Raw genomic sequence first — 25453 nt, forward strand, 5'->3', positions numbered from 1 at the left:
GGAGACAGACGATGCGACGCATCACCAGCGCCCTGCGGAGCCGGACCGGACTGGCCGCCGCCGCGGCGGGCCTGGCCGTGACCGCTGCGCTCGCCGGCGCCACCACGGCCGAGGCCGCCGGCAGCTATATCTCGTCCAACAGCGGCGGGGCGAACGTCCGCAGCTGTGCCAGCACCGCCTGCGGCTCGTACGGCTACCTCAGCAACGGTACCGGTGTGAGCATGCAGTGCTGGCTGGACAGCCAGTGGGTCTACCCGCCCAGCTCGAACTACGCGTCCAACCGGTGGTTCCGGGTCTCCAGCCCGGTCGGCACCGGATACGTGCACTCGTCCCTGGTCGGCGGCCAGACGTCCGTGCCGCACTGCTGACCTGCCGTCCCCACCCACCCGGCCCGCCGTGGCCGGCTCCCGCGGGAGCCGGCCACGGCGACCCTCGTCGTTCGACGGGCACGGTCCTGCGGCCCGCCCGCCGTCACGGGTGCTGCAAGCCGGCCACGCACTCTTCGAACTCGGGAAGGGTCAGCAGACCGTCACCGTCCACGTCCGCCCGCAGGAACAGCCGTTCCACCTCCTCGGGGCTCCTGCCGTGCCACGTCAGCCGCGCGAGTGCCCGGCCGAATTCGTGGACGTCCAGCATCCAGTCGTCATCGGTGTCGAACGTCCCGAACACGGTCCGCACGTCCGCCTGTTCGTTCGCCCCGGCCTCCATGTCAGGATCTCCTTCCTCGGCATTTCTGACGCGGATGCCCCGCTTCCCGCGGGCGAAACACCCGGCGAGACACCCGGAGTTCGTGACGTCCATGGTGGCCGCCTCGGGGCGCGGGAGTCCTGTGTCGGCGGCGAGGGGTGCGCAACCCGTTCGTAAGAATCGTCGAACCGTTTCCTGGCGTGGCCGGGCAGCCCCTCATCGCCGCACTCCGACAGCCGGGAATCGGCCGGCCGCACGATCGAGAGGCCCCGCCACCTGCGCTGTCACCGGAGCCACCGCAACGGCAGCCTCCGCCTCCACCCGACCCTGCTCGGCCAGCTGCAGCAAGACCCGCTCGGCGATGCCTGCGGCCGACAGGTGCCATGAACGGTCGTCCAGGCGGTACTCGCCGGCGGCGGCGCAGAGCCGGCCGCCGGCGCCCAGGGATATCGCGGTCTCCCCCGGGCCGGCGTCCAGGACGGCTCCCCGGATGTCTGAGAGGTCGAAGGCCGCGTCGGTGACCCGTCCAGCCACACGTTCAAGAGGGCAGGTGACTCGGGTGTGTTCTCCTCCACGGCGAACCTGTGGTCAGCAGCCAGTTGGAGGAAGGAGGAAGGCGGTCAGGTGAGTACCGGCACGCACCACCCGGAAATGGCGAACGGAAGCCGTCGCCAGATCGTGGTCGGGGAGCAGATCGTCCACGTACTGCTCCACCTGACGGTCGAGCAGGGCCGCCACACAGCCGTCCCCGCTCCGTGAGGAAGCGTCAGCGGTCTGCCGCTGTTGGTGTGCCGGCGAATCGCTGCGGGCCTCCCCAGGGTGGCCTCAGGCGCCGCTCGGCTGGATCATCTTCCGGCCCGCGGTGCTTCCGCCGTCCACGGTGACCGACGCACCCGTCATGTACGGGAAGTCGTCGGATGCCAGCCCGAGCACCGCGCGCGCGATCTCCTCCGCGTCGGCCATCCGTTCGAGACCGTCGACGTTGAGCGGCCCCCACGCCCGCTTGTACGTGGCCCAATCCGCGTCCGGGATTCCCGGCGGGCGTACGAAGGGGGTGTCGGTGGTGCCGGGCAGCAGGGCGTTGACCCTGATTCCCTTGGGTCCGTACGCGAGCGCTGCCGACTTCACGATGCCCTGCACCGCCCTCTTGGCGGCGGTGTACGCAGCGCCGTTCGGCCGCGCCTGTTCGGCCGCTGACGACGAGGTGCAGATGATGACGCCGCGCTGCGCCCTGAGCATGTGCGGAATCTCGTACTTGATCGCGAGGAACACTCCCCGGGCGTTGGTGGCCTGGATGTCATCCCATTCCTCGACGCTCATCTCGTGGAGGGGCTTGCCGCCGCCGATGCCGGCGTTGTTGAAGGCCACGTCGATGCCGCCGTAGCGGCTCGCGACCCGGTCCACGAAGCTGCGCACCTGGTCGTTCACGCGTACATCGGCCTGGATGTACGTGGCTTCGCCGCCCTCGTCCCGGATCTCCCGTTCCACCTGGCGCCCCAACTCGGCCCGCCTGCCGCAGAACCCGACATGGGCGCCTTCCCGGGCGAACGCCTTCGCCGCCGCCCTGCCGATGCCCGATGTGGCACCCGTGATCAGCACCGACTTCCCCTCGAAACGGCCGGCCGCCGTGCGGGACCGGGGCCGGGTGCCGACGGCCTGGGCGGCAGCGGCATGGGCGGTGGTGGCGAAGGCCGCGCCCGCCAGGCCCAGGGCGGCAGCACCACCGAGGAGGGCCCGCCGGCCCGTGGCAGCGGCTCTCGTGTTCGCGTCGGTAGGCGTGTCCGTGTTCTTGTTCGTGTTCTTGTTCGTGTTCGTATCCATGGCGATCACGCTCGCAGCCCTTCCCGGGACACGGATCCCTCCTCGGGCCGGACATCGCGGCCGGCAGGAGGAGTTGCCCTCCTCCCATGGCAGGACCCCGGGGCACGGGCGACCACCTATCGTGAGCCCCGTGAACAGACCTTGGATCGAGCTTGCGTTCGAAAGGAGATTCGCCGCCATTCGGGCCGTCGCGCTCGCAGGCGTCCTGATCGGCGATTTCCTGCTGCGGCAGAGTCCCTCCGGGGCGGGAGAGTGGGGGCTTGCAGCAGCCGGGCTCGTGCTGTGCCTGGCCGCGGGCAAGTGGGCGTTCGGCGCGCTCCTGGCCCAGTCGGTCCTGCTCGTTGCCGCACACGAGCTGGGGGCGAGCACCACTGCTTCGCTGAAGGTGCTGGCCGCCGTGACGCTCTTCGAGCTGGCGGTTCGGCAGTCCGGGCGGCGACTCGCCGCCGGGACGGCGGCACTGGCGATGGCCGTCGCCGTGAACCGCCTCGAGGACCTGCCCGGCGAACTCCTCCCGGTGCTCTACAAGATGGGCATCGTGGCGGGCCTGCCCCTGCTCCTGGGCGCGTACGTCCGCGTGACCCGCGACGCCGCCGTGCACGCCCGTCAGTACGCCGAACAGCAGGAGCTCCGCGCCGAACAACAGCTGCTGACCGCTCGCGTGGCGGAGCGCACCACCATCGCGCGCGAGCTGCACGACCTGGTGGCCCACCACGTCTCCTCCATGGTGCTGCGCGTCGGTGTCGCCCGGCATGTCGTCGCCGCCACCAGCACCACCGACCCGCGGATCACCGAGGTCCTCGACGACCTGCACTCCAGCGCGGGCGCGGCACTGACCGATCTGCGGCGCCTGGTCACCGTGCTGCGCGCCCCGGACCGGACCGGACCCGACACCGGGTCCCTGGTGACGGCCGGGGCGCTGCCGTCTGCACTGGAGTCGGTGGTGGAACACAGCCGTCAGACCGGCCTGGCCGTGACCGCTTCCGTGGATCCCCGTCTCGCGCGGCTCGACGCGGTACGTGGCCTCGCGGTCCTCCGGCTGGCCCAGGAGGGCCTGGCGAACGCGGCCAAGCACGGCGGGCCCGGTGCACACGCCGAGCTGACGGTGCGGGTGGCCGATGACGCCATCCACGTGACGATCCACGACGACGGGGCCGGCAGGGCCCGGCCACCGGCCTCCGGCGCTCCCGGACACGGCTTGATCGGCATGCGCGAACGCGTGAACCTGCTCGGTGGCCGGCTGGATGCGGGCCCCGCAGCCCAGGGCTGGCGGCTCACGGCCGAACTGCCCGCCCTCGCCCCCGATATGGAGCCCCAGCTGTGATCCGTGTCCTCGTCGTCGACGACCAGCAGCTTGTGCGCATGGGACTGCGCATGCTCTTCGAGCAGGCGCGGGACATCGAGATCCAGGGCGAGGCGGACAACGGCGCGGAGGCCGTACGACTGGCGCAGCGCCTCGCCCCCGACGTCGTCCTCATGGACCTGAGAATGCCCGGGATGGACGGCATCACGGCCACCCGCCGCATCCTGGCCGCCCGCCCCGCCACCCGGGTCGTCGCCCTCACCACGTTCGACGACGACGACCATCTGTATCCGGCGCTCGCGGCCGGAGCCTGCGGTTTCCTCGTCAAGGACACCCCACCGGCCGAACTCCTGGAGGCCGTACGCCGGGCAGCGGGCGGAGAGGCCCCGTTCAGCCGGGACGTCCTCGGCCGCCTCGTCGCCCGGGCCCTCCACACCCGGCCCTCCCCCGCGATCCCCACGGACGTCCCGGTGCCCGCCATCACCCCTCGCGAGCGGGAGGTACTCGGACTGCTCGGCGTGGGCCTGTCCAACAAGGAGATCGCCGACCGGCTGCACCTCGGGGTCACCACGGTGAAGACGCACGTGGCGAACCTGATGGCGAAGACGGGCCGGGACAACCGCATCCGTCTCGCTGTTCTCGCCGTCCTCGCCGGCATCACTCCGGACTGAGCCCACGCGAGGAAGAATCCGCCCGGGATCTGTCGCCGCCGGCTGTCAGGGGCGAGTGCCCGAGGTTTCTGACGGCTGGTCAGAGCCGGTCGGAGCGGCCCCTCTAGTCTCTTGTGGTGCAAGGTACTTGCTGACTATCTTGTACCGCATGACAAAGGAACTGTCCGCGGCCGGTGACCAGCGGCGCAGTCAGCTCCTGCGTGGGGTGCTCGACCTGTGCCTGCTCTCGCTGATCGCCGAACGGCCCAGGTACGGCTTCGAGTTCACCGAGGCGCTCGCCGGTGGCGGGCTGGAGCTGGTCAGCGACGGCAGTATCTACCCGCTGCTCGCACGGATGGAGCGGGCAGGGCTCATCTCCTCGTACCGCGCTCCGTCCCCGAGCGGTGGTGCCCCGCGCAAGTACTACCGCCTGACCGAGGCGGGGCACGCCGAACTGAGCGGCGGCCGGGCCGACTGGCTGGCCTTCGCCGGGCAGGTGGGCCGCATCCTGACCGCCACGGAACCCACGGGGGGAACCACACCATGACGAACGCGAAGATCCTCGCCGCCTGCCGCACCAACTGGGAGTACCGGGGGATCGACGAGGCATCGATGAGGGAGATGCTCGAGGAGCTCTCCGCGCACCTGGAGGACGCGCAGGCAGCCGGCCGCACCGGGCAGGACGTCGTCGGCCGCGACGTCCGTGCCTTCGCCGCCGCATGGGCGCGGGCACGCGCCCCGCTCCCCCGCCGGATGCTGCGCACCGCTTCCCTGGGGTGCTACGTCATCGGCTGCGTCCTGCTGTTCCTGTACCTGACCCAGTGGACCACCAGCCTGGACGTAACCCCCGGGCAGCTCGCCTTCTGGGCGGTGCTCGGCACCGCCACCGTCGCCTGGGAACTACGGCGCGGCAGCCTCGGCATGCGCCGGAGCTGGGCCCTCGCCTTCGCCACCGCCCTGCCCGCGGCATTCCTCACCGACTGGCTGGCCGGCGACCGGGTGCTGTTCGACCTGCCCCTGTGGGCGGCACCGCTCCTGCTGCTCCCCGGACTGCCCTACGCCGTCGCCGACGCGCGGGCCAAGAAGAGGGGCCGGCCCTGAGCGCCGCAGCTCCGGCCCGGGCGGAGACCGTGGGATTCCGTCGCGTGGAGAACCCGGACGGCATCGCTTCCGTTCGGCCTCGAGGCACTGCGCCTCTTGATCACCATTGCGCCGGTCGCCGGGTTGCATGCCTCGGGTCGCGCGGGCGGGTGAACCGAGGTTTGGTGGTTGCAGGGGCTCTCGCCGTACTGCGGCTGCAGCTGCGCGGTCGGCGGGCCCCGGGCACAACGGAGGAGGGCCGGCCATGCGGCTCGGACCGGCAGGCGGCCGCCGCCATCGCGCGGCGGTGCTCCTCGCCGCGGCGGTTTGCTCGACGGTACTCGGCTGCCCCGGACCCGCCGGGGCGCAGGACACGCCGTCGCCCCCTGCAGGTGTCCCCCGGCTGGACTGGAGTCCCTGCACGACCGGCAGCCCGTACGACTGCGCCACCGCACGCGTTCCCCTCGACCACGACGCCCCCGCCGGCCGCAGCATCGACCTGGCCGTGGTCCGCAGGAAGGCGACCGACGGAGCGCACCGTATCGGAACCCTCTTCGTGAACCCCGGCGGGCCGGGTGGCCCCGGGACGGTGCAGGTCCCGCAGAACTACGACTCCTTCCCGAAGGAGGTGCGGGAGCGGTTCGACATCGTCAGCTGGGATCCCCGCGGCATCGGCAACAGCACGGCGGTGAACTGCTTCGACAGCACCGGCGCTGCCGAGGCGTGGGGGCGTTCCAAGCCGGTCGGCTTCCCCGTGGGTGCGAAGGAGCGCACTGCCTGGATCGATGCCTACGAGGACCTCGGCCGGCTCTGCGAGAAGCGCGACGCCGACCTCCTGCGCCACGTGTCGACCGCCGACACAGCCCGGGACCTGGACCTGCTCCGGCGGGCGGTGGGCGAGCCGCGGCTCAACTACTTCGGCGTCTCCTACGGCACGATCCTCGGCGCGACCTATGCCAACCTGTTCCCGGGCAAGGTCCGCGCCATGGTCCTGGACAGCAACATCGCGCCCTCCGCGTGGACGAACGACAACCGGCCGGACGCCCGGGCGCCCACCTTCCTGCGCATGGGCTCCGACCGCAGTGCCGCGGCCACCCTGAACCGGTTCCTCGACCTGTGCGGATCCGCTCCCACGAGCCGCTGTGCCTTCTCGGCCGGCAGCCCGAAGGCGACCCGCGCGAAGTTCGAGCAGCTGATGCAGCGCCTCAGGGAGCACCCGGTGGACACGTGGACGTACGCCAGGACGGTCGGCGACACGGTGAGCAGCCTCTACATCGTCGACCCGGGCTGGGCGGACCTCGCCCGCCGCCTGCAGGACCTGTGGCAGGGCCGGGTCCCGAAGCCGCCCACGTTCCCGCCCCCGCCGCCCGTCGCGCACCCCGACCCGTATCTCGGCGACGAACAGGCGATGGCCGTGTGGTGCGGCGACAGCCCCAACCCCCGCGATCCCGCCGCCTACCACCGTCTGGAGGAGAACAGCGCACAGCGGGCGGGCGACGCCGGCCGCTACTGGACCTGGTCCGGGGAGCCGTGTGCCACCTGGCCGGCCCGGGCCGCCAACGGGTACGCCGGACCGTGGAACAAGCCCACCGCTCAGCCCGTCCTCGTGGTCGGCACCAGGTACGACCCCTCCACCCCGTACGCGGGCTCCGAGGCGATGGCGGGGGAACTGGCCGATGCGCGCCTGCTCACCCATGACGGGTACGGCCACACCGCCCTGTTCAACAACGCCAGCAGCTGTGTGAAGACGTACGAGAGCCGCTACTTCGTCGACGGCACGCTGCCGCCGCCCGGGACCGTCTGCCGTCCTGACAAGCAGCCCTTCTCCTGATCGGCTGTGACTGGCTGACCTCCGACGCTCAGCCATACCGGGGTGGTGCGGCGAGCAGCAGCACCGGTGGGACCAGGTCAGGGTGGGCCAGCCGGAGGAAGCCGTAGCCGATGCCGGCGACGCCGGTCATCAGCCCGGGGGCGTCGACCGCGCGGGGGATGCCGCATATCCAGCCGTCGCGGTCGATTTCGTCGAGGACCCGTGCCGCGGCCGCGGCGGCACGCGCGCGCAGGGACGGTTCGCCCAGGACGTCGGCCGCCGACAACAACAGTTCCACGTTGCCCAGATCGCCGTGGCAGAGGCTGTGGTTGTGCCCGAAACCACGGCTGAGGGTGGTGGACACAGCGGTCCGCGCCTCCGAGCGGACGGCGGGGTCGGGCGCATGGCGCAGCATGGCCAGCCGCCCCAGGCCGATTCCGGACGCGCCGTGGCACCAGGCCGTCATGGGGCGCGTGTCGTTCCGGCCGCGCCGGGTGCGCAGGTCTGGCCAGTTGCCCTGGTCGGCGTCGAACAGGTCGCGTTCGTGGGCCAGCGCGTCCTGGGCCGCCGTCCGGAAGCGTTCCAGCCCGGTCAGCGCGGCCAGTTCCAGCAGAGCCCACGCGATGCCCGCGCTGCCGTGGGAGAACCCCGTGAGGGGCTGTGCGCCGAGTGCGGGATTGAGCCAGGCCCGCCCGCTGCCCGCCGGACGGGCCCGAGCCAGCAGATGGTCGCCGCACCGCGTGGCGGCCGACAGGGCCGTCGCGGAGGGGCGGACCCGGTGCAGGCAGGCCAGTGCGGCGATGCAGCCGGCCGCGCCCGCGATGACGTCGTACTGGTCGTCCCGCTCGATCGAGGGGGCGAGCAGGCCGGCCAGGTCCTCCGCGAGGCCGAGGAGTTCCGGATCCGACCAGAGCACGCCGAGGTGGGTGAGTGCGTAGACCGTTCCGCCCCAGCCGGTGAACCCGCCGATGGCGTACGGGCGGCTCCGGTCCCGCTCGACCTGCCGCAGCAGCGTCCGGCCGGCCGCCCGGGCGAGGTCCGTGTGGTTGCTCTGCCCGGTGACCGCGCCGAGGTAGGCCAGGAAGAGGGCGATTCCGGCCGTTCCGTCGTACAGGTCCTGTCCCGGGACGGTGATGGCCCATTGCCCGGGGCCGGTCGCTGAGAATCCCCACCAGGCGGCGTCGTCGTCACCCCGCAGGGCCAGGTCCGCGAGCCGGTCCCCGGCCGAACGCGCGGCGGCCGTCAGGCGCTCCGCGCCGGCCGTGCGGCCGGGTTCGTCCGGGTCGGCCGCCGGTACCGGGCACGGGGCGCGCGGACCGTCGTCCCGGCGGCGCTCCGCCGTCGCCATGGAGGCCCGGACGAACCACACCTGCTGTTCGAGGTCGTCGGTGCCGAGCCCGCGGAGCCGGCGCCTCGCCCGGTCCAGCCCGGACTCCGCGAGGAACCCCTCGATGCGGACACCGGTCCCGGTCACAAGGTCGCGGGAATCGGCGCGTGCGGTGAAGACCGGAACGTCGCCGTTCCACAGCTCCTCGCGCTCGTACTCGGCCACCCGGGCCAGGTACGGCCGCAGCCGGGCCTCCACCAGGAGGCGGTGGAAGAGCAGGTCCCGGTCCAGTGCGTCACGCAGCAGGCTGGGATGGAGACTCTCGTACAGCAGCACTCCGTACGTGCGGGTCTCACGGAGGATCACGCGCACCTCGTCACGGGCGAACGCCGTCAGCGGCCCCGAGGGGTGCGACAGCGCGTCCCAGTGGGCGTGCAGCAGGCCGTACGTGTGCCGGAAGCCGGTGACGACCTCGTTGACGTAGTCCCCCGGATCCGGCTCGTGCCCGGGCAGGGACGGGCGGTTGTGGCAGCCCGTGAGGAGCACCGGCTTGCGCGCGACCCGCATCCTGTCGGTGCCGGCGTCCTGGTGGTACGGCACGGTGTAGGGCGTGAGCTGTCCGTCGGCTCCGCCGATGCCGCTGGCGTCGAAGCCCGGTGAGTCCGCGGTCGCCCAGCTCCGCTGCGGCAGCAGGCCCACGCGGAGTACGGAGCCGGAGAGCAGGTCCACCGCCGTGTGTTCGGCTTCTGCCGACGCGCCGGCCTCCAGCGACGGGTGCAGGAGCGCCTCCAGGTCGACCATGACGGGGTGTTCTCCGGCCGCGATGACGTTCTCGGCGTGGAAGTCCATGCCCTCCAGCACGTACAGGAGGGCCAGGTAGCCGCCCTGCCGCAGGTAGAAGCGCCGGACCGCCTCCGGCGAGTCGCAGGGGGTGTGATCTACGCACTCCATCCACCCGTGCGCACCGCGGTCCAGGACGCGGAGGACACGGAAGGGAGGGTCGGCTCCATGGCGGTTGAGCCAGGAGAGGAATGCGTTGAAGTGCACGTCCACGGCCATGGGGCGCGGCTTGTAGAGGACCCGCAGACCGGACGAGAACGTCGCCATGCGGACCGAGCGTCCGCGCCGGTGGCTGTCCCCGAGCCGGCTGTCCAGCCGGACCACGACGCCCGGGTCGGCGCCGGGGTCCGCGCCCGGGTCCGCGGCCGGGGCGAACGTGGCGCGCACCACGTCACGGTCGGCCTGGAGATGCCCGAGGAACTCCAGGCCGGAGTCCAGCCAGTGCCCGGTCCGTACCGCCAACTGGCGGGCCAGGACGGGGTACGCGTCCAGCAGGGCCCGGGCCTCGCGCGGATCCCGCAGCCGCTCCGTGAAGCACTCGAAACGCTGCTCGGCCGTGTGGCCGTCCAGTTCGCCCCGGAGGCGGGCGAGTTGCAGCTCCGTCACGAGCGTGCGGTTCACGGTGTGGGACAGTTCCGCCAGCAGGTCTCCGGTCAGCGAACTCTCGATGGCGAGGGGGTCGAAGCACGGGGTGCCGTCGCCGACGAGGGCGCGTTGCCCCTCCCGGAGGCGGCCGCGTGCCTCGGCGACCAGCGGCCGGACCAGGTTCGGGAACCCGTGCGGTGGTGGGTCGAGGTCATGGCCGGGGAGCCGGGCGTACGCCTTCCGCAGGTCCTCCCACCAGGGCGGTGGGTCGGCACCCTCCACGAGATCGGCCGGTGGTACGCCGAGGACCTGCCGGAACTCGTCTTCGCCGACCCCGGTGTCCGCGAGCCAGCGCGTCAGTCCGTCCCCGTGGGCGAACTGCGGCTCCGATCGCCACTGGGCGAGGCGGGCGCGCGCGAGGTCGGGGTCGCCGAGGCCGGGCCGGGGGGCGCCGGCGCGCAGGAGCGCGATCCGCTCCGCGAACGTGAGCGCGCCCGGCCAGGCCGCCGGTCGGACCGTCACGCGCGCTTCACCTGTCACAGGTGCCCGAACTGCAGGACCTGGTCGAGCAGCCCGCGGTGGAGCAGCAGATCTCGTAGTTGACGGTCAAGGTGCCCCGGAAGTACGGCGTTTCCGGGGCGGCGGCCGCCCACGCCTGCAGCGCGGGGGTGTCAAGCTCGATCTCTCCGGCCGGACTGGGCGGCAGGACGTCCCGCTCGGCGGTCTGGAGGCCCAGCAGGTAGCGCGGATCCAGCCAGGCCCGGGGGATGTCGATGCCGACGAGCAGGTCCTGCAGGGCGCGCGCCCAGTTGTAGGCGCTCTCCAGGGCACCGTCCAGGCTGCCGTCGTCATGACCGTCCATGGTCTTGGACAGGGCGTCCGCGCCGTGACGGGCGATCCGCTGGACCGTACCCATCTTGTGCTCGTCGGCGGGCATCCGGCCCTGCGCCCCGTTGGCCGTCCGGCTGACCGCCTCGTACAGCGCGACCATCCCGGGGCTGAGGAAGGGAGCCATGCCCGATCGGCCGTCCGGTTGCGCGGGCAGTCCCGCGAGGCCGAACGCCCCGGTCACCTCCTCGCTGGTGAGCACGGATGCCGCACGCTCGAACAGGGAACCGAGTTGACGTTCCGCGAGGGCCATGGCGGCGCCCGCGCTCTGCTCGCAGGACGCGCGGAGGGTGTCGGCGGCCTCCCGCCCCGCCCGGCGCAGCCGGGGCTCGGTCGTGGCCGAGCTCTGCTCGACGAAGACGATGGCCGCCTTCCGCAAACCGGCGGCCGAGACGCCCAGTCCGTCGATCACTCCGCCCGAAAGGGCCACGCGCTGCGTGGCATCGGGCCACTCCGGGTCCCGTCCCACCAGGGAGCGGAAGCCCCCGAGGGTGTCGGCCACCCGGTCGGGTACGCGATGGTACTTGGCGGGGCAGTTCGTGAAATCGTCGGCGATGGTGACCACCACGTCGATCACGGGGTCCAGTGCCCGGCGTGCGTACAGCGCCCCGATCGGGTGCCATTCCCGACCGGACACCTCACCGGCTTCAGCGTTGTGGCCCATGCCAAAACCTCCTTGGAGGAAGCAGGTGTCGGACGACGGGATGCGCGGAGGGCCCAGATCGGCACGGCATCCATCTCTCTCCAACGTAGGCCCATCCGTGCGGGCGCGCACACGCGGCCGCGGCTGGGGCCGATCCGCTGCTAGGACCGCGGTGTGCTGTCCGAACGCCACGTGGCGAGACGAGGGTGACCCGGCAGTTCGCCGCGGCCGGTGGCCCACAACAGGGTGAGCCAGGGGTCCGCGCCGCCCGGCGCCTCTGGAAACAGACGGGCGAGCACCCGTGTGCAGAGAGTGGAGGGCGGGGTCCAGGCAAGCCCGAAGCCTTCCGCCAGGTCGTGCATGTGTACCAGCGTCTCTTGCAACGCCAGCGCCGCGAAGCCTTCGGGGTCCGACACCCCGGCGGCGTGGTGGGCGCGGACCTGGGGCGGCGTGGTACGCAGCATGGCGACCAGCAGCGCGCCGCACGCCTCCAGCACCTGAAGCAGGCCGGCCGGACCCGAGTCACGGTCCGCGTAGAGGAAGACCGTGGGTCCGTCCGGCCTCTTCCTGCTCAACGCGATGGGCACATGGGTGTCCAGCGGTGGGCTCTGCGGCCCCAGTTGGACGGCGTAGTAGAACAGGTCGTTGGCGAGGTGCTCGGCGGTCTCCCAGCAGTCCCACTCCAGCGAACCGGCCTTACGTCCCCACCCCTCGGTGGGTGCGTCCCGAAGGATGCCCGTGGCAAGCCGCACGGCAAGGTCGACGTCGTCCGCGGTGACGGTAGACAGGACTGATTCGGTTTCGGCTGATCGAGACATGCCGGCACCGTATCGCGGGGGGAAGAGGGCAACCCCTTCCGGCCTCCAAGGATCTGGTGCTGTGACCGACTGCGGATGCGGGCCCGTTCGCGTCGTTGGGCGGCGGGAACGTCGGGGTGGCGGGCGTTGTTGTGAACGATGTGGTTGGGGTGGTGGGAGTTGGCCAGGGTGAACTGCCGTAGAGGTCCGAAGTGCGCCTCGATCGGACTGGCCCCGGACACACGTAGGTCGGGGTGAAGCAGAGCTCGACCGCCCCTTCGGGGTGGCTGCTGCCGAAGGGCCGTGGGGAGCCCGCACGGGTAGAGTGGGGTGATCAGGCCCGTGCTGTTCGGCCGCAGGAGTGCTCCGTCCGGTCGGGCCTCCGCGAGGAGTGCCGGGTGCCTCTGCGGACGGCAGGGGACGCGTCGAGCCCGACCCCCCTTCCGCCGGCCCCTCCGCCCATCTCCGGCTTTCGCCGGGTGGACATCTTCGCGCCGGAAGGCGGCATCACCCATCGCTGACACAGGAGTTGGCGCCATGAGCAACGTCCTGACCCGTGCGGCGGCAATCGCTTCCGCAGCCCTCCTGGCAACCACCGGCGCCTCGGTCGGCGCGGCCCAGGCGTCGGCCGTGCCGCGCGCCCCGGCCTGTCAGGTGGCAGACCTGGACTTGGGTATCGGTGAGCCGGAAGGCGCCGCGGGTTCCCTCTACTACCCGATCCTGTTCACCAACACCTCGACCCACACCTGTGTGCTGCGCGGATACCCGGGCGTCAGCGTCGTGGATGTACGGCATCGCCAGATCGGCACCTCCGCGATCCGCACCGGCGAGCCGGTGGAGACGGTGTCCGTCCTCCCGAGCGAAACCGTGACCGCCGTCTTGCGCACCAACAGCCCGGGGGTGGTGGAGAGCTGCCGTCCGACGTCGACCTACGTCAAGGTCTACCCGCCGAACAGCTTCCAGGCCGTGCAGATCCCCTACCACCTGCGGGTGTGCGGAGCCTTCGAGATCAGCCCGGTGCAAGCCTCCGAATGACTCCCGGAGCCGTACGCCGTGCCGTGCTCCGGGAGTCGGTGGGTCAGCCGATCGGGCCCCGCCAGATGTTGTCGAAGGCCGCCTCGTGGATGGCGCGCCGCTGCCGTTCGGAGGCCAGTTCCACCACGGCGTCGTTGACGGCGGCCATCACGGTCGCGACGTCGTCGTCGGTGACCTCCGGAGCGTCGCCGGTCCGCTCGCCGTGGACCCCGGCGGCCTCCGCGAGGGCGGTGAGGACGGGTTCGCCCGCGGCCTGCCGTTCCACGGCCCGGCGGCGGGCCGGCGAGTCGGCCGGCACCGGATCGCCCGCGCGTCCGAAGAGGCCTCGGCGGGTCTCCCTGACGAGCTGCCCCTCCGACTCCAGCGCGGACCGGTAGGCCGTGGCCAGGCCGCGGCCCCGGCGCCACAGCCAGTCGGTGAGCGACTCGTACGGCGCGTCCCCTACGAGCGATGCGGCCGCCTCGGCCAGCAGCCAGTCCTCGGGGGCCGCTTTCCCGCCCGGTACGAGCCGGTCGCCGTCGAGCCGGACGGCCCCGGCCTCGAGCAGGTCGATCATCTCGGCGCCCGCGAGTGTGAGGGACAGATCGCCCTGTTCTGCAGTCCGCTCGGCGCCGTCGTCCAGTGCGACGATCAGCAGATCCCGTGCAGTGGTCATGAGGCCGCCGTCCTGTGCTTCGCAGTGTGTACGTACCCGAGCGCGTCGGGCGCTCGGGCGCGAGCTTACAAACCAGCCACGGCTACTGCTCACCGCGCTGCCGGTCGGTCTCGGCCGCGACCCCGGTCTCCGAGGGCCGCGTACGGGGACTTGGTGTTCCGACCAGCGGCGGGGAGCCGTTCCGCCCCAGGTCTGGGGGATCGACCACTGAAGAGGGCCGTCTGGACGGTGTTACGTTCAGCCAGGCCTCGCCCGAGGCGGATACCTCCACCGACTGCCCCGCCTGCCAGTGCAGGACCATCCCGTCCGCAACCGGACGGCCTTCGCGGTGGGAGCACGAAAGAGGGAAGCATGGTGACGGTACGCGACCGGATGGACGAGCGGCTGCGGGCGCTGCGGCTGGTGGAGGCCGAGCGGATGGCGGCGGCCGTGTTCGCCCGGGCAGTGGCGGACGGCGTGATCGCCGCGGGGCGTTACGAGATCGAGGCGGACAGCGGCATCCGGGACATCGCCCGGTGGGTGGCGGGCCCGGCGTTCTCCGGGTCCGGACGGCTCGTGCGGTCCGGGCCGCACACCCTGCTGCCGGCCGGACAGGAGGTGCCGAACCGGCTGATCGGGGTGAACGACGTGGTGGTCGTGGACCTCAGCCCGCTGATGGCTGATCACGAGACGGGCTTCGCGCGCACGGTGGTCCTCGGGGACGATCCCGGCCGGCACCGGCTCGTCGAGGACCTGAGAGAGGTCTTCCTGGACGGTCGCGAGGTGTTTCGGCGCCACGGGAACATCACCGGCAGGATGCTGCACGCCGAGGTCCGCGCCTTGGTCCGCAAGACCGGGTGGGAACTGGCCACGTGCCATGTGGGCCGGCTGACGGGCACCGCGGTCGCCGGTGCGCCTGCCGCGATGCGGGACGAGGAGCTCATCGCCTTCGACAACAGCCGGCCCCTGCGCCGCAGGGACCAGGCCGGTTTTCCGGCCCACTGGGTGATGGAGCTACAGCTCGTCGACGAGTGCCGCGGGTTCGGTGGAACCCTCAAGCAACTCCTCGACCTCGCCTGAACGAGGCGCGGCGGGCAGGCCGCGGTGACGGTGCCTGTCCCGACGGTTTTCCTGCCCGATGCGGCACGATCCCGGCACGATCCGAGGAACCGTGCTAGCCTCGATTCCGTTGCAGTTTTGGTACCCATGAATTTCGTGTGCGCCCGACGCCGTGCGATGGGCGCATTTTTTGTTTTCCGGCATCTCCGGATGGGGTCATCTCAGCGACGGGGACGCACACCGTGTGCGACCCCAGCACTTCCCAGAAGGAGAAGATTATGGCGACCGGTACCGTGAAGTGGTTCAACGCTGAAAAGGGATTCGGTTTCATCGCGCAGGACGGTGGCGGCCCCGACGTCTTCGCCCACTACTCGAACATCGTCTCCACCGGCTTCCGTGAGCTCCAGGAAGGCCAGCGGGTGAACTTCGACGTCACGGCGGGCCAGAAGGGCCCGCAGGCGGAGAACATCGTCGCCGCCTGAGGTCTGGGCTTCAGCCCTTCCGGGGGGCGCCGCGCGGCGGCGCCCCCCTTGGCGTGTCCGGGCACCCCGCGGGGCCCGGACACGCCTTTCTGCTTCCTTTTGGCCTCCTTTTCGGCGCGGGCGATCCGGGAGGAACCACGCCGGAATGTCCTGAAGGCGGCCCGCTAATGCGGGGTACGTAAATATGAATTCCGTATTGCCCGGCCGCGGCACGGGGCACGCACCGAATTGCGCTGAATCCGTTTTGTGAGTTCGTCCTGGGCGCCACGGCGCTGTCGTGCTGTCGTGCAGGGCAACCATGGGCAAGGTGGTTCCGTGCGGCGGGTACCGGGTGCGCCGGCGCCGTCGGCCGCGTACAGGGACGGCTCGGAGGAAGGGATCAGCACGACATGCCGCTTGTGGGCGAGTACGAACCCAGCACCGAACAGTGGGTCAGGGACCAGGTCGATGCGTACGAGGGCTCCGGAGGGACCGAGGGCACGACACTGCGCGACACCGGCCTGCCGGTCGTGATCCTCACGACGCGCGGCGCCAGGACCGGGAAGATCCGCAAGACGCCGCTCATGCGCGTCGAGCATGAGGGAACCTACGCCGTCGTCGCCTCCCTCGGCGGCGCACCCAGGCATCCCGTCTGGTACCACAACGTCGTGGCCGACCCCAGGGTCGAGCTCCAGGACGGGCCCGTACGCCGGGACATGGCGGCCCGCGAGGTCACCGGCGAGGAGAAGGCCCTCTGGTGGGAGCGGGCGGTGGACGCGTTCCCCGACTACGCCGCGTACCAGGAGAGGACGGACCGGATCATTCCTGTCTTCGTCCTCGAACCCGTTCCCGGCGGCCACTGACGCATCTGCTCTGTGCCGTCGCGCCCGCGCACGGCGGCACGGTACGGCGTGGCACGGCGGACGGCCCGGTCAGGTGGTGCGCAGGTCGGAGAGCAGCAGGTGGTGGTCCGAGTACGGGGTCGGGATCACACGGTGTTCGGACGGGTCGATGCCCCGGAGGAACACGTAGTCGAACTTGAGCTGCCAGTCGGTGGTCGGCTTGCAGCCGTCGGCGGACGAGGGAGGCGAGAGAGGCGCGGGACGGCACTGGGGGTCCGTATCAGCGGCCAGGGCCCATATCCCGGTGAGTTCGGGGGCGTCGGGCACGGCGTTGAAGTCGCCGAGAACGATCGCGCGGTCGTGCCGGGCGACGGCTGAGGCGAGTACGCGGATCTGGTCTGCCCGGACCGCCTCCTGGCGTCGTTGGGCGAGGTGGGTGTTGAAGACCCGGACCGGCCGGTCGCCCACGGTGGTGGTGACCGCCATGTACCCGCGGTCTTCTGATCCACCGTGCGGGTATTCCACGTTGACGAGGTCTGTCATCGGCGCCGCCGAGAGCATCGCCTGGCCGAAGGCTCCGGGACTCCATGGCGTTCCCCCGCAGCGGCTCCAGTTCCGTAGGACCATCCCGTACTCGACGTGGTACACCAGCCCGTAGCGGCTCCGCAGATGGTCGCGGATCTTCTCCACGTCGCGCACGCATGCTTCTTGCAGGGCCACGACCTGGGGCGCGTACGTGGCGATCTCCGCTGCCCGGTCGGCGTTGCTCTTCTTGCAGGGGTTGCAGACGTTCCACGTCATGACCCGGTTCGGGACGACATCGCCGGCGGCGTCGGCGGGCAGTGACCTGGCGAAGAGGGCATCGTCGGGTGCGCTGGGGCCGACGAGCGCCACGCAGGCCACGATCAAGGCGCCCGCGAGCAGGCGCACTCCCCTACCGAGCATCGTCGCCTCCTCACGGTGACTGCCCCGCGGCATCGGGTCTCTCCATGCACGAGGTTATGGGACGGAGTATGCGGCAGCACGTGCGGTGTGCCGGAACTCGTCGCCGCCCGTGGGGCTGCAGAACGTGGCCAGCCGCGCCACCGCTTCGGCGACGGACGAGCGGAGTGCGGAAACGCCGTCGCACTGCGAGACTGCCCGCATGATCAAACTGCCTGCCGCTGCTCTGGACTCGTTGGACGGCCTCGCCTTCGGTGACGCCTTCGGGGACCTCTGGTTCGGCATCCTGCGCCGCGAAGGTCCGGCGGCCCTCGAAGCGCGGACGCCGCCCCCGGAGCCGGTGTGGCAGTGGACTGACGACACCGCCCAGGCGCTCGTCCTCGTCCGGGAACTCGCCGAGAGCGGCGGCATCGTCGACCAGGACCGTCTCGCCCTGCGCTTCGCGGCCGCCTACGCCGAGGACACGCACCGCGGCTACGGGGCCTCCATGCACGACGTGCTCCGCCGGATCGGCGCGGGCGAGCCGTGGCAGGCGGTGGTCGGCGAGCAGTTCGGCGGGCAGGGCTCCTGGGGCAACGGCGCGGCCATGCGTGCCGCCCCGCTCGGTGCCTGGCACGCCGCCGACCTCGACGCGGTCGCCGAGCAGTCCGCCCGCCAGAGCGAGGTCTCGCACCACCACCCGGAGGCGGTCGCCGGGGCGGTGGCGGTCGCCCTCGGCGCGGCGCTGGCGACCCGCAGCCGGGGCGGGAGCGCCCCGGCCCGGGCGGACTTCCTCCGGGCGGTCGCCGAGCGGCTCCCCGACAGCGATGTCCGGTCGGGGGTGCGGATCGCGGCCCGGATGCCGGAACGCACCTCGGTCCGGCACGCCGCGGAGGTCCTGGGCTCCGGGTACCGCATGTCCGGGCCCGACACCGTCCCTTATGCGCTGTGGTGCGCGGCGGGTCATCTCGACGACCTGCACGAGGGCCTGTGGTGCACGGTCGGAGGGCGCGGCGACATCGACACCAACTGCGCCATCGCGGGCGGGGTGATCGCCGCCCGCACCGGTGTCTCGGCTCTCCCCGCCGCCTGGCACGCGGCCCGTGAACCCCTGCCTCCGGTGCTGCCGGAGTAGCGGCGGGAGCGGAATCGGCCGGCACCTCTCGCGCTCGGTGCGGCGTCCGGCGCCGGCCCGAGGTCCGTTCGTGATCGATTGTCAGTGGTGGGTGGGAGGATCGGATCACCGATTCGAAAGAGGGGGATCCACCTTGTCCGGGAACCAGAATTACATCAATCACGTCGCGCTTGTGCTGGATGCCAGTTCGTCCATGTCGCATCTGAGTCGCAAGGTCGTCGAAGTCGCCGATCAGCAGATTGCGTATCTGGCCCGCCGGTCGAAGGAACTGGACCAGGAAACCCGCGTCACGGTGTACGTGTTCGCCGACAAGGTGGAGTGCGTCATCTACGACAAGGACGTGCTGCGCATGCCGTCCCTGAAGCAGCTGTACCGGGTCGGCGGAATGACGGCTCTGCTGGCGGCCACGCTGAAGTCCCAGCGGGAGCTGGCGCAGACGGCTCAACTGTACGGCGACCACAGCTTCCTGACGTTCGTGCTGACCGACGGCCAGGAGAACGCGAGTCATCACTGCCCTGACGCCCCCACCAGGGATCAGCGTGCGCTGGTCCAGGCCGTGGCCAAGATGGTCGAGACGCAGGAGGACAACTGGACGCTGGCCGTCCTCGTGCCGGACCAGATGGGCAAGCGCGAGGCCATGCAGTACGGGTTCCCGAAGGACAACATCGCCATCTGGGACGCGACGAGCACGCGCGGGCTGGAGGAGGCCGGGCAGGTCATCCAGCAGGCCACCGAGAAATTCATGGTGGGCCGCTCCCGGGGAATCCGGGGATCCCGGGCGATGTTCTCCACGGGTGCGGAGGCGGTCAACAAGGACACCATCAAGGCGGCCGGACTCACTCCGGCCGATTCCGCGAAGTACCGGCTGATTCCCGTGGACCGGGATGCGGCGATCCGGGAATGGGTCATCGAATGCGGGCACACGTACCGCACCGGTTGCGCGTTCTACCAGCTGAGCAAGTCGGAGAAAATTCAGGCGCGGAAGCAGATCGCGGTGCTGGAGAAGAAGACGGACCGGGTGTACACGGGGCCGGAGGCGCGGGCCCTGCTCGGCCTGCCGGACACGGAAGTCCGCGTCAAGCCGGACCACAACGACGAGTTCACGATCTTCGTGCAGAGCACCAGCGTGAACCGGAAGCTCGTTCCGCACACCCGGCTCCTGCTGATGGTCTGAGGGAGATCGGCCAGACGCCGGCACGGCGCGCGGCCAAGTCGGTGGACAGGTGCGGACAGCTGTCGATCGTCCCCGCGCGCCCCGTCGGCGCGCCCGCAGGTCCCGGAGGCGCTGATCGTCCCGTGCGGGACGGCTCTCAGTAGCCGAACACGGAGAGTTCCCTTCCGCGCGAGTTCCAGAGGCGGGCCGTGCCCCCTGCGGGCTCGCTGAGGGTCAGCCGATCCCGTTCGTGGGTCACGCCGCCGAGCAGGCCCGCCCTGTCGGGAACGGGCCATTCGACGGTGAGGTGGTCGCCGGGGGCGAGCTCGAACTCGGTCCCCTGTGGTTCGAACCGGACGGTGAGCGGAATATCCGGTCCGGCCTGGACGATGAACCCACCGGCAGCGGCCGCCTCGGCGCATGCCGCCGACAGCCGGCCGGCGGGACGGAGGTGCGGCGGATCAGACGGTGGGGGCGGTGGCGCGGCAGTCGGGGTGGCCCCACCGGGTTCCGACCTTGGTGATCGGCTCGCCGGCAGCGTACGGTCGGCCGCACGGGCAGGTGCCCTTGAACTTCGCCTTGAGGGTCCGCGATCCGGTGCCCGGGGCGGCCGCGGCAGCGGTCTTGCGGGCGGGCGCCGTGCCGGGCTTGCGGCGGGGCGGCGCGCTGCGTTCCGGCGCGGGTACGGGGATGTCGGCGGCCCCCAGCGCGGTGCCGGCGGGTTCCTGGGTCGTGGCCGCGTCGCTGGCGGCCTGGTCGGCGATGGCGTTGAGGTGGTCGCCGTCCTCACGGTGGGCGGGCACGTACCGGAACTCGACGTCGCGGCTCGTGAGCAGCGCGTCGATGCTCTCCACCAGCTCCCGGTTGGCGACGGGCTTGCCGGCGGCCGTCTTCCAGCCGTTGCGCTTCCAGTTGGGCAGCCACTGGGTGACGGCCTTCATGGCGTACTGCGAATCCATCCGCACCTGGAGGGCGGTACCCGGTTCCACCGCCTCCAGCAGCCGCTGGAGGGCGGTGAGTTCACCGATGTTGTTGGTGGCGCGACCCAGCGGGCCGGCCTCCCAGCGCTCGGGGCGGCCCTCGGAGTCGGCGATGACCCAGGCCCATCCGGCGGGGCCGGGGTTTCCCTTGGCCGCCCCGTCGCAGGCGGCGATGATGCGATCAGACATCCCTCGATGATGCCCGACCAGTGCCACCGCCCGGCGCACGGCCGGATGGTGGGCTTCCGGAGCCTGCGGCCGGCGGGCAGGCATGCGGGCAAAACGGGGGATTTCATCCCCTCTCGCGCCATGCGCATGATCGATGGAACGTTTTTTCGGTTGCCGTGCAACCTTTCGGCGGGGCGATGAGTCATGTCGGTGGAGCGGGCGCGAGCGCACTCGCTCGGCAACAAAGGGGATGGGAAGCTTCCAATGACTCACCGGATATCCCGGCGCGCCCGCATGCTGTCCGCCGGCCTGGCGGCCGGGGTACTCGTACCGATCGCAGCCGCCACGCCCGCCGCGGCCGCCCCGACGGTCGCCTGTACGTCCGCCAAGGCCGGGCTCGCCGCGAAGCTCCAGAAGGACATCACGGCGGCGATGGCGAACCGCAAGGGCGCCATCGCGATCGGGCTGTACGACCGCACCACGAAGACCACCTGCACCTTCCGCGCGACCTCCGCGTACGATTCGGCCAGCGTCGTCAAGGTGACCGTCCTCGGGGCACTGCTGTGGGACGCGAAGAAGACGAACCGCTACCTCACTCAGCGTGAGGCGGACCTGGCGAACGCGATGATCACCAAGTCCGACAACAACGCCACGACCGCGCTGTGGAAGCAGCTCGGCATGACGAAGATCAAGGGCTTCCTCACCGCGGCCGGCATGACGCACACCGTGCCCGGCGCGAACGGCTACTGGGGGCTCACCCAGATCACCGTCCAGGACGAGCAGCGCCTGCTGTCGCTCGTCACCGCGAAGAACACGGTGCTCAGCGACAACTCCCGGGCGTACATCCTCAAGCTGATGAACCAGGTCGTCAGCTCGCAGCGCTGGGGCACGCCCGCGGGTGCGCCGTCCACCGTGAAGGTCCACGTCAAGAACGGCTGGCTGCCGCGCGCCACGCACGGCTGGCGGGTCCACAGCGTCGGCGCCTTCCAGGGTGGCGGGCACGACTACTACATGTCGGTGCTGACCCAGGACAACAGCTCGATGGAGTACGGCGTCGCCACCATCCAGGCCATCGCCAAGGCCGTCCACAAGGACCTGGTGCCGACCACGGTGGCCCCGCAGCGCATCGCGCCGCCGGCCAGCCCGGCCGAGGCGATCCCGCCGGTGCCCGCGGTCTGACGGGTCCAGGTCGTTCCCGAACTCTTCCGAACGTTCACGAACGACCTGCCACGGCCGCGGCGGATACCCAGGGGGTGTCCGCCGCGGCCGTACCCGCGCCTTGAGCCCTCCCGCTTGACCTTGACACCGTGGCAAGGCCTTCAGTGTCGGCAGGAGGTGGTCCCGATGACCATGCGGGAAGAGGGAACGGACACGATGCCGGCACTCCGGGGGCTGTCGAGCGACAACGCGTCGGTACGGCTGCGGGCCGCGCTGGCGGTGGGCACGGCCGCGGACCCCCGCGCCGTCGGCACGCTCATCGAGCGGTGCGCGGTCGAGCCGGAGTTCCACGTACGGGACATGCTGACGTGGGCGCTGACCCGCCACCCGTCCTCGGTGACGCTGCCGAAGCTCGTCGAGGCGCTTCGCGAGGAGCGTGCACAGGCCCGGAGCCAGGCCCTGCACACGCTGTCCAAGATCGGGGACCGGCAGGCGTGGCCCGCGATCACACGGGCGCTGCTGACCGACGCCGACGACGAGGTCGCCCGAAGTGCCTGGCGGGCAGCGGTCGTCCTGGTGCCCGAGGGGGCGGAGACCGGGTTGGCGGAGGTGCTGGCGACACAGCTCGGGCGCGGCGGGCGCGAGACGCGCCTGAGCCTCAGCCGGGCGCTGATCGCGCTCGGTGAGGCCGTGGTACCGGCGCTGCGCGCCGCGTCGGCCGCTCCGGTCCCCCGGGTGCGTGAGCACGCGATCGCCACGGATCGGCTGTTGCGTGACCCCGATGCCCGATTCGAGTTCGCCATCGAGGAGGCCAGACGGATCGTGGCAGTGGGCCCGGCCGTCCGGGAGGAGCGAGAGGAGTGAGAGGAGTGCGTGGCGGTGTTGATCGGTGATGTGGCGCGGCGGTCCGGGGTCAGCGCCCGCATGCTCAGGCACTACGAGTCGCTCGGCCTGCTGCGGCCGGCGGGGCGGACCGGGGCGGGCTACCGGGAGTACTCCGGCGAGGACATCCGGCGGATCTTCCACATCGAGAGCCTGCGGTCGCTGGGCCTGTCACTGCGTGAGGTCGCCCGGGCGCTGGACGATCCCGGCTTCGAGACCGCCGAGCTCATCGGCGACCTGGTCCGCCGGACCCGGGAACGCATCGCTGCCGAAACGGAGCTGCTCACCCGGCTGCGGCGGATCGGTGCCGCGGAGCCGGCCGGCTGGGAGGACGTCCTCCAGGTCGTCGCGCTCCTCCATGGCCTGGGGTCGGAGAGTGCCGGGAGGCGCCAGCGCGCGGCCCTGTCGGCGGGCGAAGGAGGTGCGGTGCCGGTGGAGGCCCTGGTCGAGGCGGCGTTGAGCGAGACGGATCCGAACGTCGCAGGCGCCCTTCGCTGGGCAGTGGCGCAGTCGGGCGACGCCGGACTGGTTCGGTTGGCGGAGGGGCTGGGCTCGCCGGAGGCGGAGGTCCGGAGGCGCGCCGTGCGGGCCATCGCCGAGATTCCGGACCGCGAGGCGACCGCGCTCCTGAAGGACGCCCTCGCCGACCAGGACGTCGTGGTGCGCAGGCGCGCGGCTCTGGCGCTCGGGGCGCGGGAGGTGGCCGAGGCGGTTCCGACCCTCATCGGGATGATCGTCGAGGAGGTGAACGACGTCGATGCGGCCGATGCGCTGAGCGTGCTGGCGCGTGACCCCTCGCTGGCGGACCGGATCGCCGCCGGGCTCGTCGACCGCCTCGGCCGGAGCACCCTCGGGCCATCCGGGCCATCCGGGCCATCCGGGCCATCGGGATCCTCGGCCCGGCTGCGGCTGGCACAGGCGCTCGCGGACATTCCCGGGGACACGGCGTCCCGTGCTCTCGCGGACCTGGCCCGGGACGAGGACCGCGCCGTCGCGCTCACCGCCGCGTACGTACTCGGGCTGCGCGAGGTGCGGTGACGGGTCCTTCCCGGCGAGCGGGGTGGTGCCGTCGCACCGGCCGCCTGCCGCAGTTCCGCGGCCCGGGGCCGGGGAAGCCTGTTCCGTACTCTGGACGCATGCGCATGCGCCCCACCCTGAGCTGGACCCCTGCCGAGGACCTCCCGCCGGGCACCACGGATCTGGGGCCGGTCACCGGTGCGCTGAGCACCGGGCGTGTCCTGGTGCTCAGCGGGGCGGGGATCTCCACGGAGTCGGGGATCCCCGACTACCGGGGCGAGGGCGGGAGCCTGAGCCGGCACACCCCGATGACCTACCAGGACTTCACCGCGAGTGCCCAGGCCCGGCGCCGGTACTGGGCGCGCAGCCACCTCGGCTGGCGCACGTTCGGCCGGGCCCTTCCCAACGCCGGGCACCGGGCGGTCGCCGCGTTCGGGCGGCGCGGTCTGCTGGCGGGGGTGATCACGCAGAACGTCGACGGTCTGCACCAGGCGGCCGGAAGCGAGGGCGTGGTGGAACTCCACGGGAGCCTGGCCCGGGTCGTGTGTCTCTCCTGCGGCACCTTCAGTTCGCGCCGGGAACTCGCCCGGCGGATGGAGGAGGCCAATGAGGGCTTCGAGCCGGTGGCCGCCGCGATGAACCCGGACGGTGACGCCGACCTCACCGACGGGCAGGTCGGGGACTTCCGCGTGGTGCCCTGCGCGGGGTGCGGCGGCATCCTCAAGCCGGACGTGGTGTTCTTCGGCGAAGCCGTTCCGCCGCGGCGGGTCGAGCACTGCCGCGCACTGGTCGGTGCGGCGAGCTCGCTGCTGGTCCTGGGGTCGTCGCTGACGGTGATGTCCGGACTCCGGTTCGTCCGCCAGGCAGCCGAGGCCGGGAAGCCTGTGCTGATCGTCAACCGGGACCCGACCCGCGGCGACCGGCACGCCGTCGCCCGGGTCGCACTCCCCCTCGGAACGGCCCTCACGACCGTGGCCGGTCACCTGGGCATCCCCCTCGACGGCGCGGCGGCGGACCGCGGGTGAGGGAGATCGGGCGGCCTCCGGCCCATCTCTCTCTTGGCCGATCGGGGCCGGCCGTCTACGCTCTGAAGGCATTATTCAACTTGTTGCAAAAACAGGGGGAAGCCGTGCACCCGTTCCGCACCGCCGTCGAGAACCGGGACGCCGCCGCCATCGAGGAACTCCTCGCTGACGAGGTCGTCTTCACCAGTCCGATCGTCTTCAAGCCCTACGCCGGGAAGCCCATCACCGCGGCGATCCTGCGCGCCGTGATGCGCGTCTTCGAGGACTTCCGGTACGTCAGCGAGATCGCCAACCCCGACGGCCGTGACCACGCCCTGGTCTTCACCGCCACCGTGGGCGGCAAGCAGATCCAGGGCTGCGACTTCCTCCACTTCGACGACCTCGGGAGGATCGACGAGTTCACCGTCATGGTCCGCCCCCTCAGCGCCGCCCACGCACTGGCCGAGGCCATGGGTGCCCAGTTCGAGCGGATCGCCCGGGAAGCCGGACAGGCCGCCGCGGGCTGATGCCGGCTCCTCCGGCCGCCGTCACCACGGCGGCCGGAGGAGCCGG

Annotated in this window: 27 protein-coding genes and 1 pseudogene; 18 read left to right on the forward strand and 10 right to left on the reverse strand. The window is 71.7% G+C overall.

All coding sequences use genetic code 11. From position 1 onward, the window contains the following. The first annotated feature begins 11 nt into the window (after positions 1-11). Positions 12-368: an SH3 domain-containing protein gene (locus tag ACGFQ9_RS00405; RefSeq protein WP_393569629.1), complete on the forward strand. Its 357-nt coding sequence runs from the start codon at positions 12-14 to the stop codon at positions 366-368. 103 nt (positions 369-471) lie between these two features. Here ACGFQ9_RS00405 and ACGFQ9_RS00410 read toward each other — a convergent pair whose 3' ends face one another. Together ACGFQ9_RS00410 and ACGFQ9_RS00415 are read right to left on the reverse strand one after the other, a co-directional pair. Continuing rightward, entirely contained in the window at positions 472-708 is a 237-nt protein-coding gene (locus tag ACGFQ9_RS00410) for an EF-hand domain-containing protein (protein WP_393569631.1), read from the reverse strand. A 195-nt stretch (positions 709-903) separates the two neighbouring features. After that, a complete protein-coding gene (locus tag ACGFQ9_RS00415; RefSeq protein WP_393569632.1) occupies positions 904-1221 on the reverse strand; it encodes a hypothetical protein in 318 nt (105 codons plus the stop codon). A gap of 90 nt (positions 1222-1311) precedes the next feature. Between ACGFQ9_RS00415 and ACGFQ9_RS00420 the strand changes: the two genes are divergently transcribed. Beyond that, a complete protein-coding gene (locus tag ACGFQ9_RS00420; protein ID WP_393569634.1) occupies positions 1312-1446 on the forward strand; it encodes a hypothetical protein in 135 nt (44 codons plus the stop codon). Positions 1447-1512: 66 nt separating this feature from the next. On the opposite strand, the gene ACGFQ9_RS00425 is transcribed toward ACGFQ9_RS00420, so the two are convergent. Beyond that, positions 1513-2508, reverse strand: a complete 996-nt coding sequence (locus ACGFQ9_RS00425; RefSeq protein WP_393569636.1) for an SDR family NAD(P)-dependent oxidoreductase — start codon at positions 2506-2508, stop codon at positions 1513-1515. A 130-nt stretch (positions 2509-2638) separates the two neighbouring features. Here ACGFQ9_RS00425 and ACGFQ9_RS00430 point away from each other — a divergent pair, with 130 nt between their 5' ends. From ACGFQ9_RS00430 to ACGFQ9_RS00450, 5 genes are all read left to right on the forward strand, one after another. Beyond that, positions 2639-3832, forward strand: a complete 1194-nt coding sequence (locus ACGFQ9_RS00430) for a sensor histidine kinase (protein ID WP_393569637.1) — start codon at positions 2639-2641, stop codon at positions 3830-3832. Next, positions 3829-4482, forward strand: coding sequence for a response regulator (locus ACGFQ9_RS00435; protein WP_393569638.1), 654 nt, complete (start codon positions 3829-3831; stop codon positions 4480-4482). Before ACGFQ9_RS00430 ends, ACGFQ9_RS00435 begins: the two co-directional genes overlap by 4 nt. Before the next feature lie 148 nt (positions 4483-4630). Next, on the forward strand, positions 4631-5008 hold the full coding sequence (locus ACGFQ9_RS00440; RefSeq protein ID WP_393569640.1) for a PadR family transcriptional regulator: 378 nt from the start codon (positions 4631-4633) through the stop codon (positions 5006-5008). Next, positions 5005-5562: a hypothetical protein gene (locus ACGFQ9_RS00445; protein ID WP_393569642.1), complete on the forward strand. Its 558-nt coding sequence runs from the start codon at positions 5005-5007 to the stop codon at positions 5560-5562. Before ACGFQ9_RS00440 ends, ACGFQ9_RS00445 begins: the two co-directional genes overlap by 4 nt. A 244-nt stretch (positions 5563-5806) precedes the next feature. Next, positions 5807-7372: an alpha/beta hydrolase gene (locus ACGFQ9_RS00450; protein WP_393569644.1), complete on the forward strand. Its 1566-nt coding sequence runs from the start codon at positions 5807-5809 to the stop codon at positions 7370-7372. Between the two features lie 28 nt (positions 7373-7400). Here the strand turns inward: ACGFQ9_RS00450 and ACGFQ9_RS00455 are convergent, their stop codons facing one another. From ACGFQ9_RS00455 to ACGFQ9_RS00470, 4 genes and pseudogenes are all read right to left on the reverse strand, one after another. Beyond that, complete coding sequence (locus tag ACGFQ9_RS00455) at positions 7401-10625, reverse strand: type 2 lanthipeptide synthetase LanM family protein (RefSeq protein WP_393569646.1); 3225 nt, start codon at positions 10623-10625, stop codon at positions 7401-7403. 7 nt (positions 10626-10632) lie between these two features. Continuing rightward, complete coding sequence (locus ACGFQ9_RS00460) at positions 10633-11655, reverse strand: mersacidin/lichenicidin family type 2 lantibiotic (protein WP_393569648.1); 1023 nt, start codon at positions 11653-11655, stop codon at positions 10633-10635. Between the two features lie 140 nt (positions 11656-11795). Beyond that, positions 11796-12452 (reverse strand): hypothetical protein, encoded by a 657-nt coding sequence (locus ACGFQ9_RS00465; RefSeq protein ID WP_393569650.1) that lies wholly within the window; start codon positions 12450-12452, stop codon positions 11796-11798. A 68-nt stretch (positions 12453-12520) separates the two neighbouring features. Continuing rightward, positions 12521-12702: pseudogene (locus ACGFQ9_RS00470) on the reverse strand (IS630 family transposase); the annotation flags it as partial. Between the two features lie 266 nt (positions 12703-12968). Between ACGFQ9_RS00470 and ACGFQ9_RS00475 the strand changes: the two are divergent. Continuing rightward, the gene (locus tag ACGFQ9_RS00475) at positions 12969-13466 is read left to right on the forward strand and encodes a DUF4232 domain-containing protein (protein WP_393569651.1); all 498 of its coding nucleotides are present in this window, start codon (positions 12969-12971) and stop codon (positions 13464-13466) included. 43 nt (positions 13467-13509) lie between these two features. On the opposite strand, the gene ACGFQ9_RS00480 is transcribed toward ACGFQ9_RS00475, so the two are convergent. Beyond that, positions 13510-14121, reverse strand: a complete 612-nt coding sequence (locus ACGFQ9_RS00480) for a GPP34 family phosphoprotein (RefSeq protein WP_393569653.1) — start codon at positions 14119-14121, stop codon at positions 13510-13512. A 351-nt stretch (positions 14122-14472) separates the two neighbouring features. Here ACGFQ9_RS00480 and ACGFQ9_RS00485 point away from each other — a divergent pair, with 351 nt between their 5' ends. The 3 genes from ACGFQ9_RS00485 to ACGFQ9_RS00495 all read left to right on the forward strand — a co-directional run bounded on the left by ACGFQ9_RS00485 (position 14473) and on the right by ACGFQ9_RS00495 (position 16483). Then, positions 14473-15180, forward strand: a complete 708-nt coding sequence (locus ACGFQ9_RS00485) for an aminopeptidase (protein WP_393569655.1) — start codon at positions 14473-14475, stop codon at positions 15178-15180. 257 nt (positions 15181-15437) lie between these two features. Beyond that, complete coding sequence (locus ACGFQ9_RS00490; RefSeq protein WP_393569657.1) at positions 15438-15641, forward strand: cold-shock protein; 204 nt, start codon at positions 15438-15440, stop codon at positions 15639-15641. Positions 15642-16030: 389 nt separating this feature from the next. Continuing rightward, entirely contained in the window at positions 16031-16483 is a 453-nt protein-coding gene (locus ACGFQ9_RS00495; protein WP_393569659.1) for a nitroreductase family deazaflavin-dependent oxidoreductase, read from the forward strand. Positions 16484-16552: 69 nt separating this feature from the next. On the opposite strand, the gene ACGFQ9_RS00500 is transcribed toward ACGFQ9_RS00495, so the two are convergent. Continuing rightward, positions 16553-17407: an endonuclease/exonuclease/phosphatase family protein gene (locus ACGFQ9_RS00500; RefSeq protein ID WP_393569661.1), complete on the reverse strand. Its 855-nt coding sequence runs from the start codon at positions 17405-17407 to the stop codon at positions 16553-16555. Positions 17408-17606: 199 nt separating this feature from the next. Here ACGFQ9_RS00500 and ACGFQ9_RS00505 point away from each other — a divergent pair, with 199 nt between their 5' ends. Together ACGFQ9_RS00505 and ACGFQ9_RS00510 are read left to right on the forward strand one after the other, a co-directional pair. Continuing rightward, a complete protein-coding gene (locus ACGFQ9_RS00505) occupies positions 17607-18518 on the forward strand; it encodes an ADP-ribosylglycohydrolase family protein (RefSeq protein WP_393569663.1) in 912 nt (303 codons plus the stop codon). A 133-nt stretch (positions 18519-18651) separates the two neighbouring features. Then, the gene (locus ACGFQ9_RS00510; protein ID WP_393570759.1) at positions 18652-19692 is read left to right on the forward strand and encodes a vWA domain-containing protein; all 1041 of its coding nucleotides are present in this window, start codon (positions 18652-18654) and stop codon (positions 19690-19692) included. Between the two features lie 440 nt (positions 19693-20132). Here ACGFQ9_RS00510 and ACGFQ9_RS00515 read toward each other — a convergent pair whose 3' ends face one another. Continuing rightward, positions 20133-20840 (reverse strand): ribonuclease H, encoded by a 708-nt coding sequence (locus ACGFQ9_RS00515; RefSeq protein WP_393569665.1) that lies wholly within the window; start codon positions 20838-20840, stop codon positions 20133-20135. Between the two features lie 243 nt (positions 20841-21083). Between ACGFQ9_RS00515 and ACGFQ9_RS00520 the strand changes: the two genes are divergently transcribed. The 5 genes from ACGFQ9_RS00520 to ACGFQ9_RS00540 all read left to right on the forward strand — a co-directional run bounded on the left by ACGFQ9_RS00520 (position 21084) and on the right by ACGFQ9_RS00540 (position 25407). After that, the gene (locus ACGFQ9_RS00520; protein WP_393569667.1) at positions 21084-21998 is read left to right on the forward strand and encodes a serine hydrolase; all 915 of its coding nucleotides are present in this window, start codon (positions 21084-21086) and stop codon (positions 21996-21998) included. Positions 21999-22163: 165 nt separating this feature from the next. Further along, positions 22164-22841: a HEAT repeat domain-containing protein gene (locus ACGFQ9_RS00525; protein ID WP_393569668.1), complete on the forward strand. Its 678-nt coding sequence runs from the start codon at positions 22164-22166 to the stop codon at positions 22839-22841. Between the two features lie 15 nt (positions 22842-22856). Next, on the forward strand, positions 22857-23897 hold the full coding sequence (locus tag ACGFQ9_RS00530) for a HEAT repeat domain-containing protein (protein ID WP_393569670.1): 1041 nt from the start codon (positions 22857-22859) through the stop codon (positions 23895-23897). A gap of 98 nt (positions 23898-23995) precedes the next feature. After that, on the forward strand, positions 23996-24901 hold the full coding sequence (locus ACGFQ9_RS00535; RefSeq protein ID WP_393569672.1) for an NAD-dependent protein deacetylase: 906 nt from the start codon (positions 23996-23998) through the stop codon (positions 24899-24901). A 104-nt stretch (positions 24902-25005) separates the two neighbouring features. Then, positions 25006-25407, forward strand: coding sequence for a nuclear transport factor 2 family protein (locus tag ACGFQ9_RS00540; RefSeq protein WP_393569674.1), 402 nt, complete (start codon positions 25006-25008; stop codon positions 25405-25407). Positions 25408-25453: the final 46 nt, after the last annotated feature.

Origin of the sequence: Streptomyces sp. NPDC048603, assembly GCF_043199475.1 — a bacterium.
Lineage (GTDB): Bacteria > Actinomycetota > Actinomycetes > Streptomycetales > Streptomycetaceae > Streptomyces.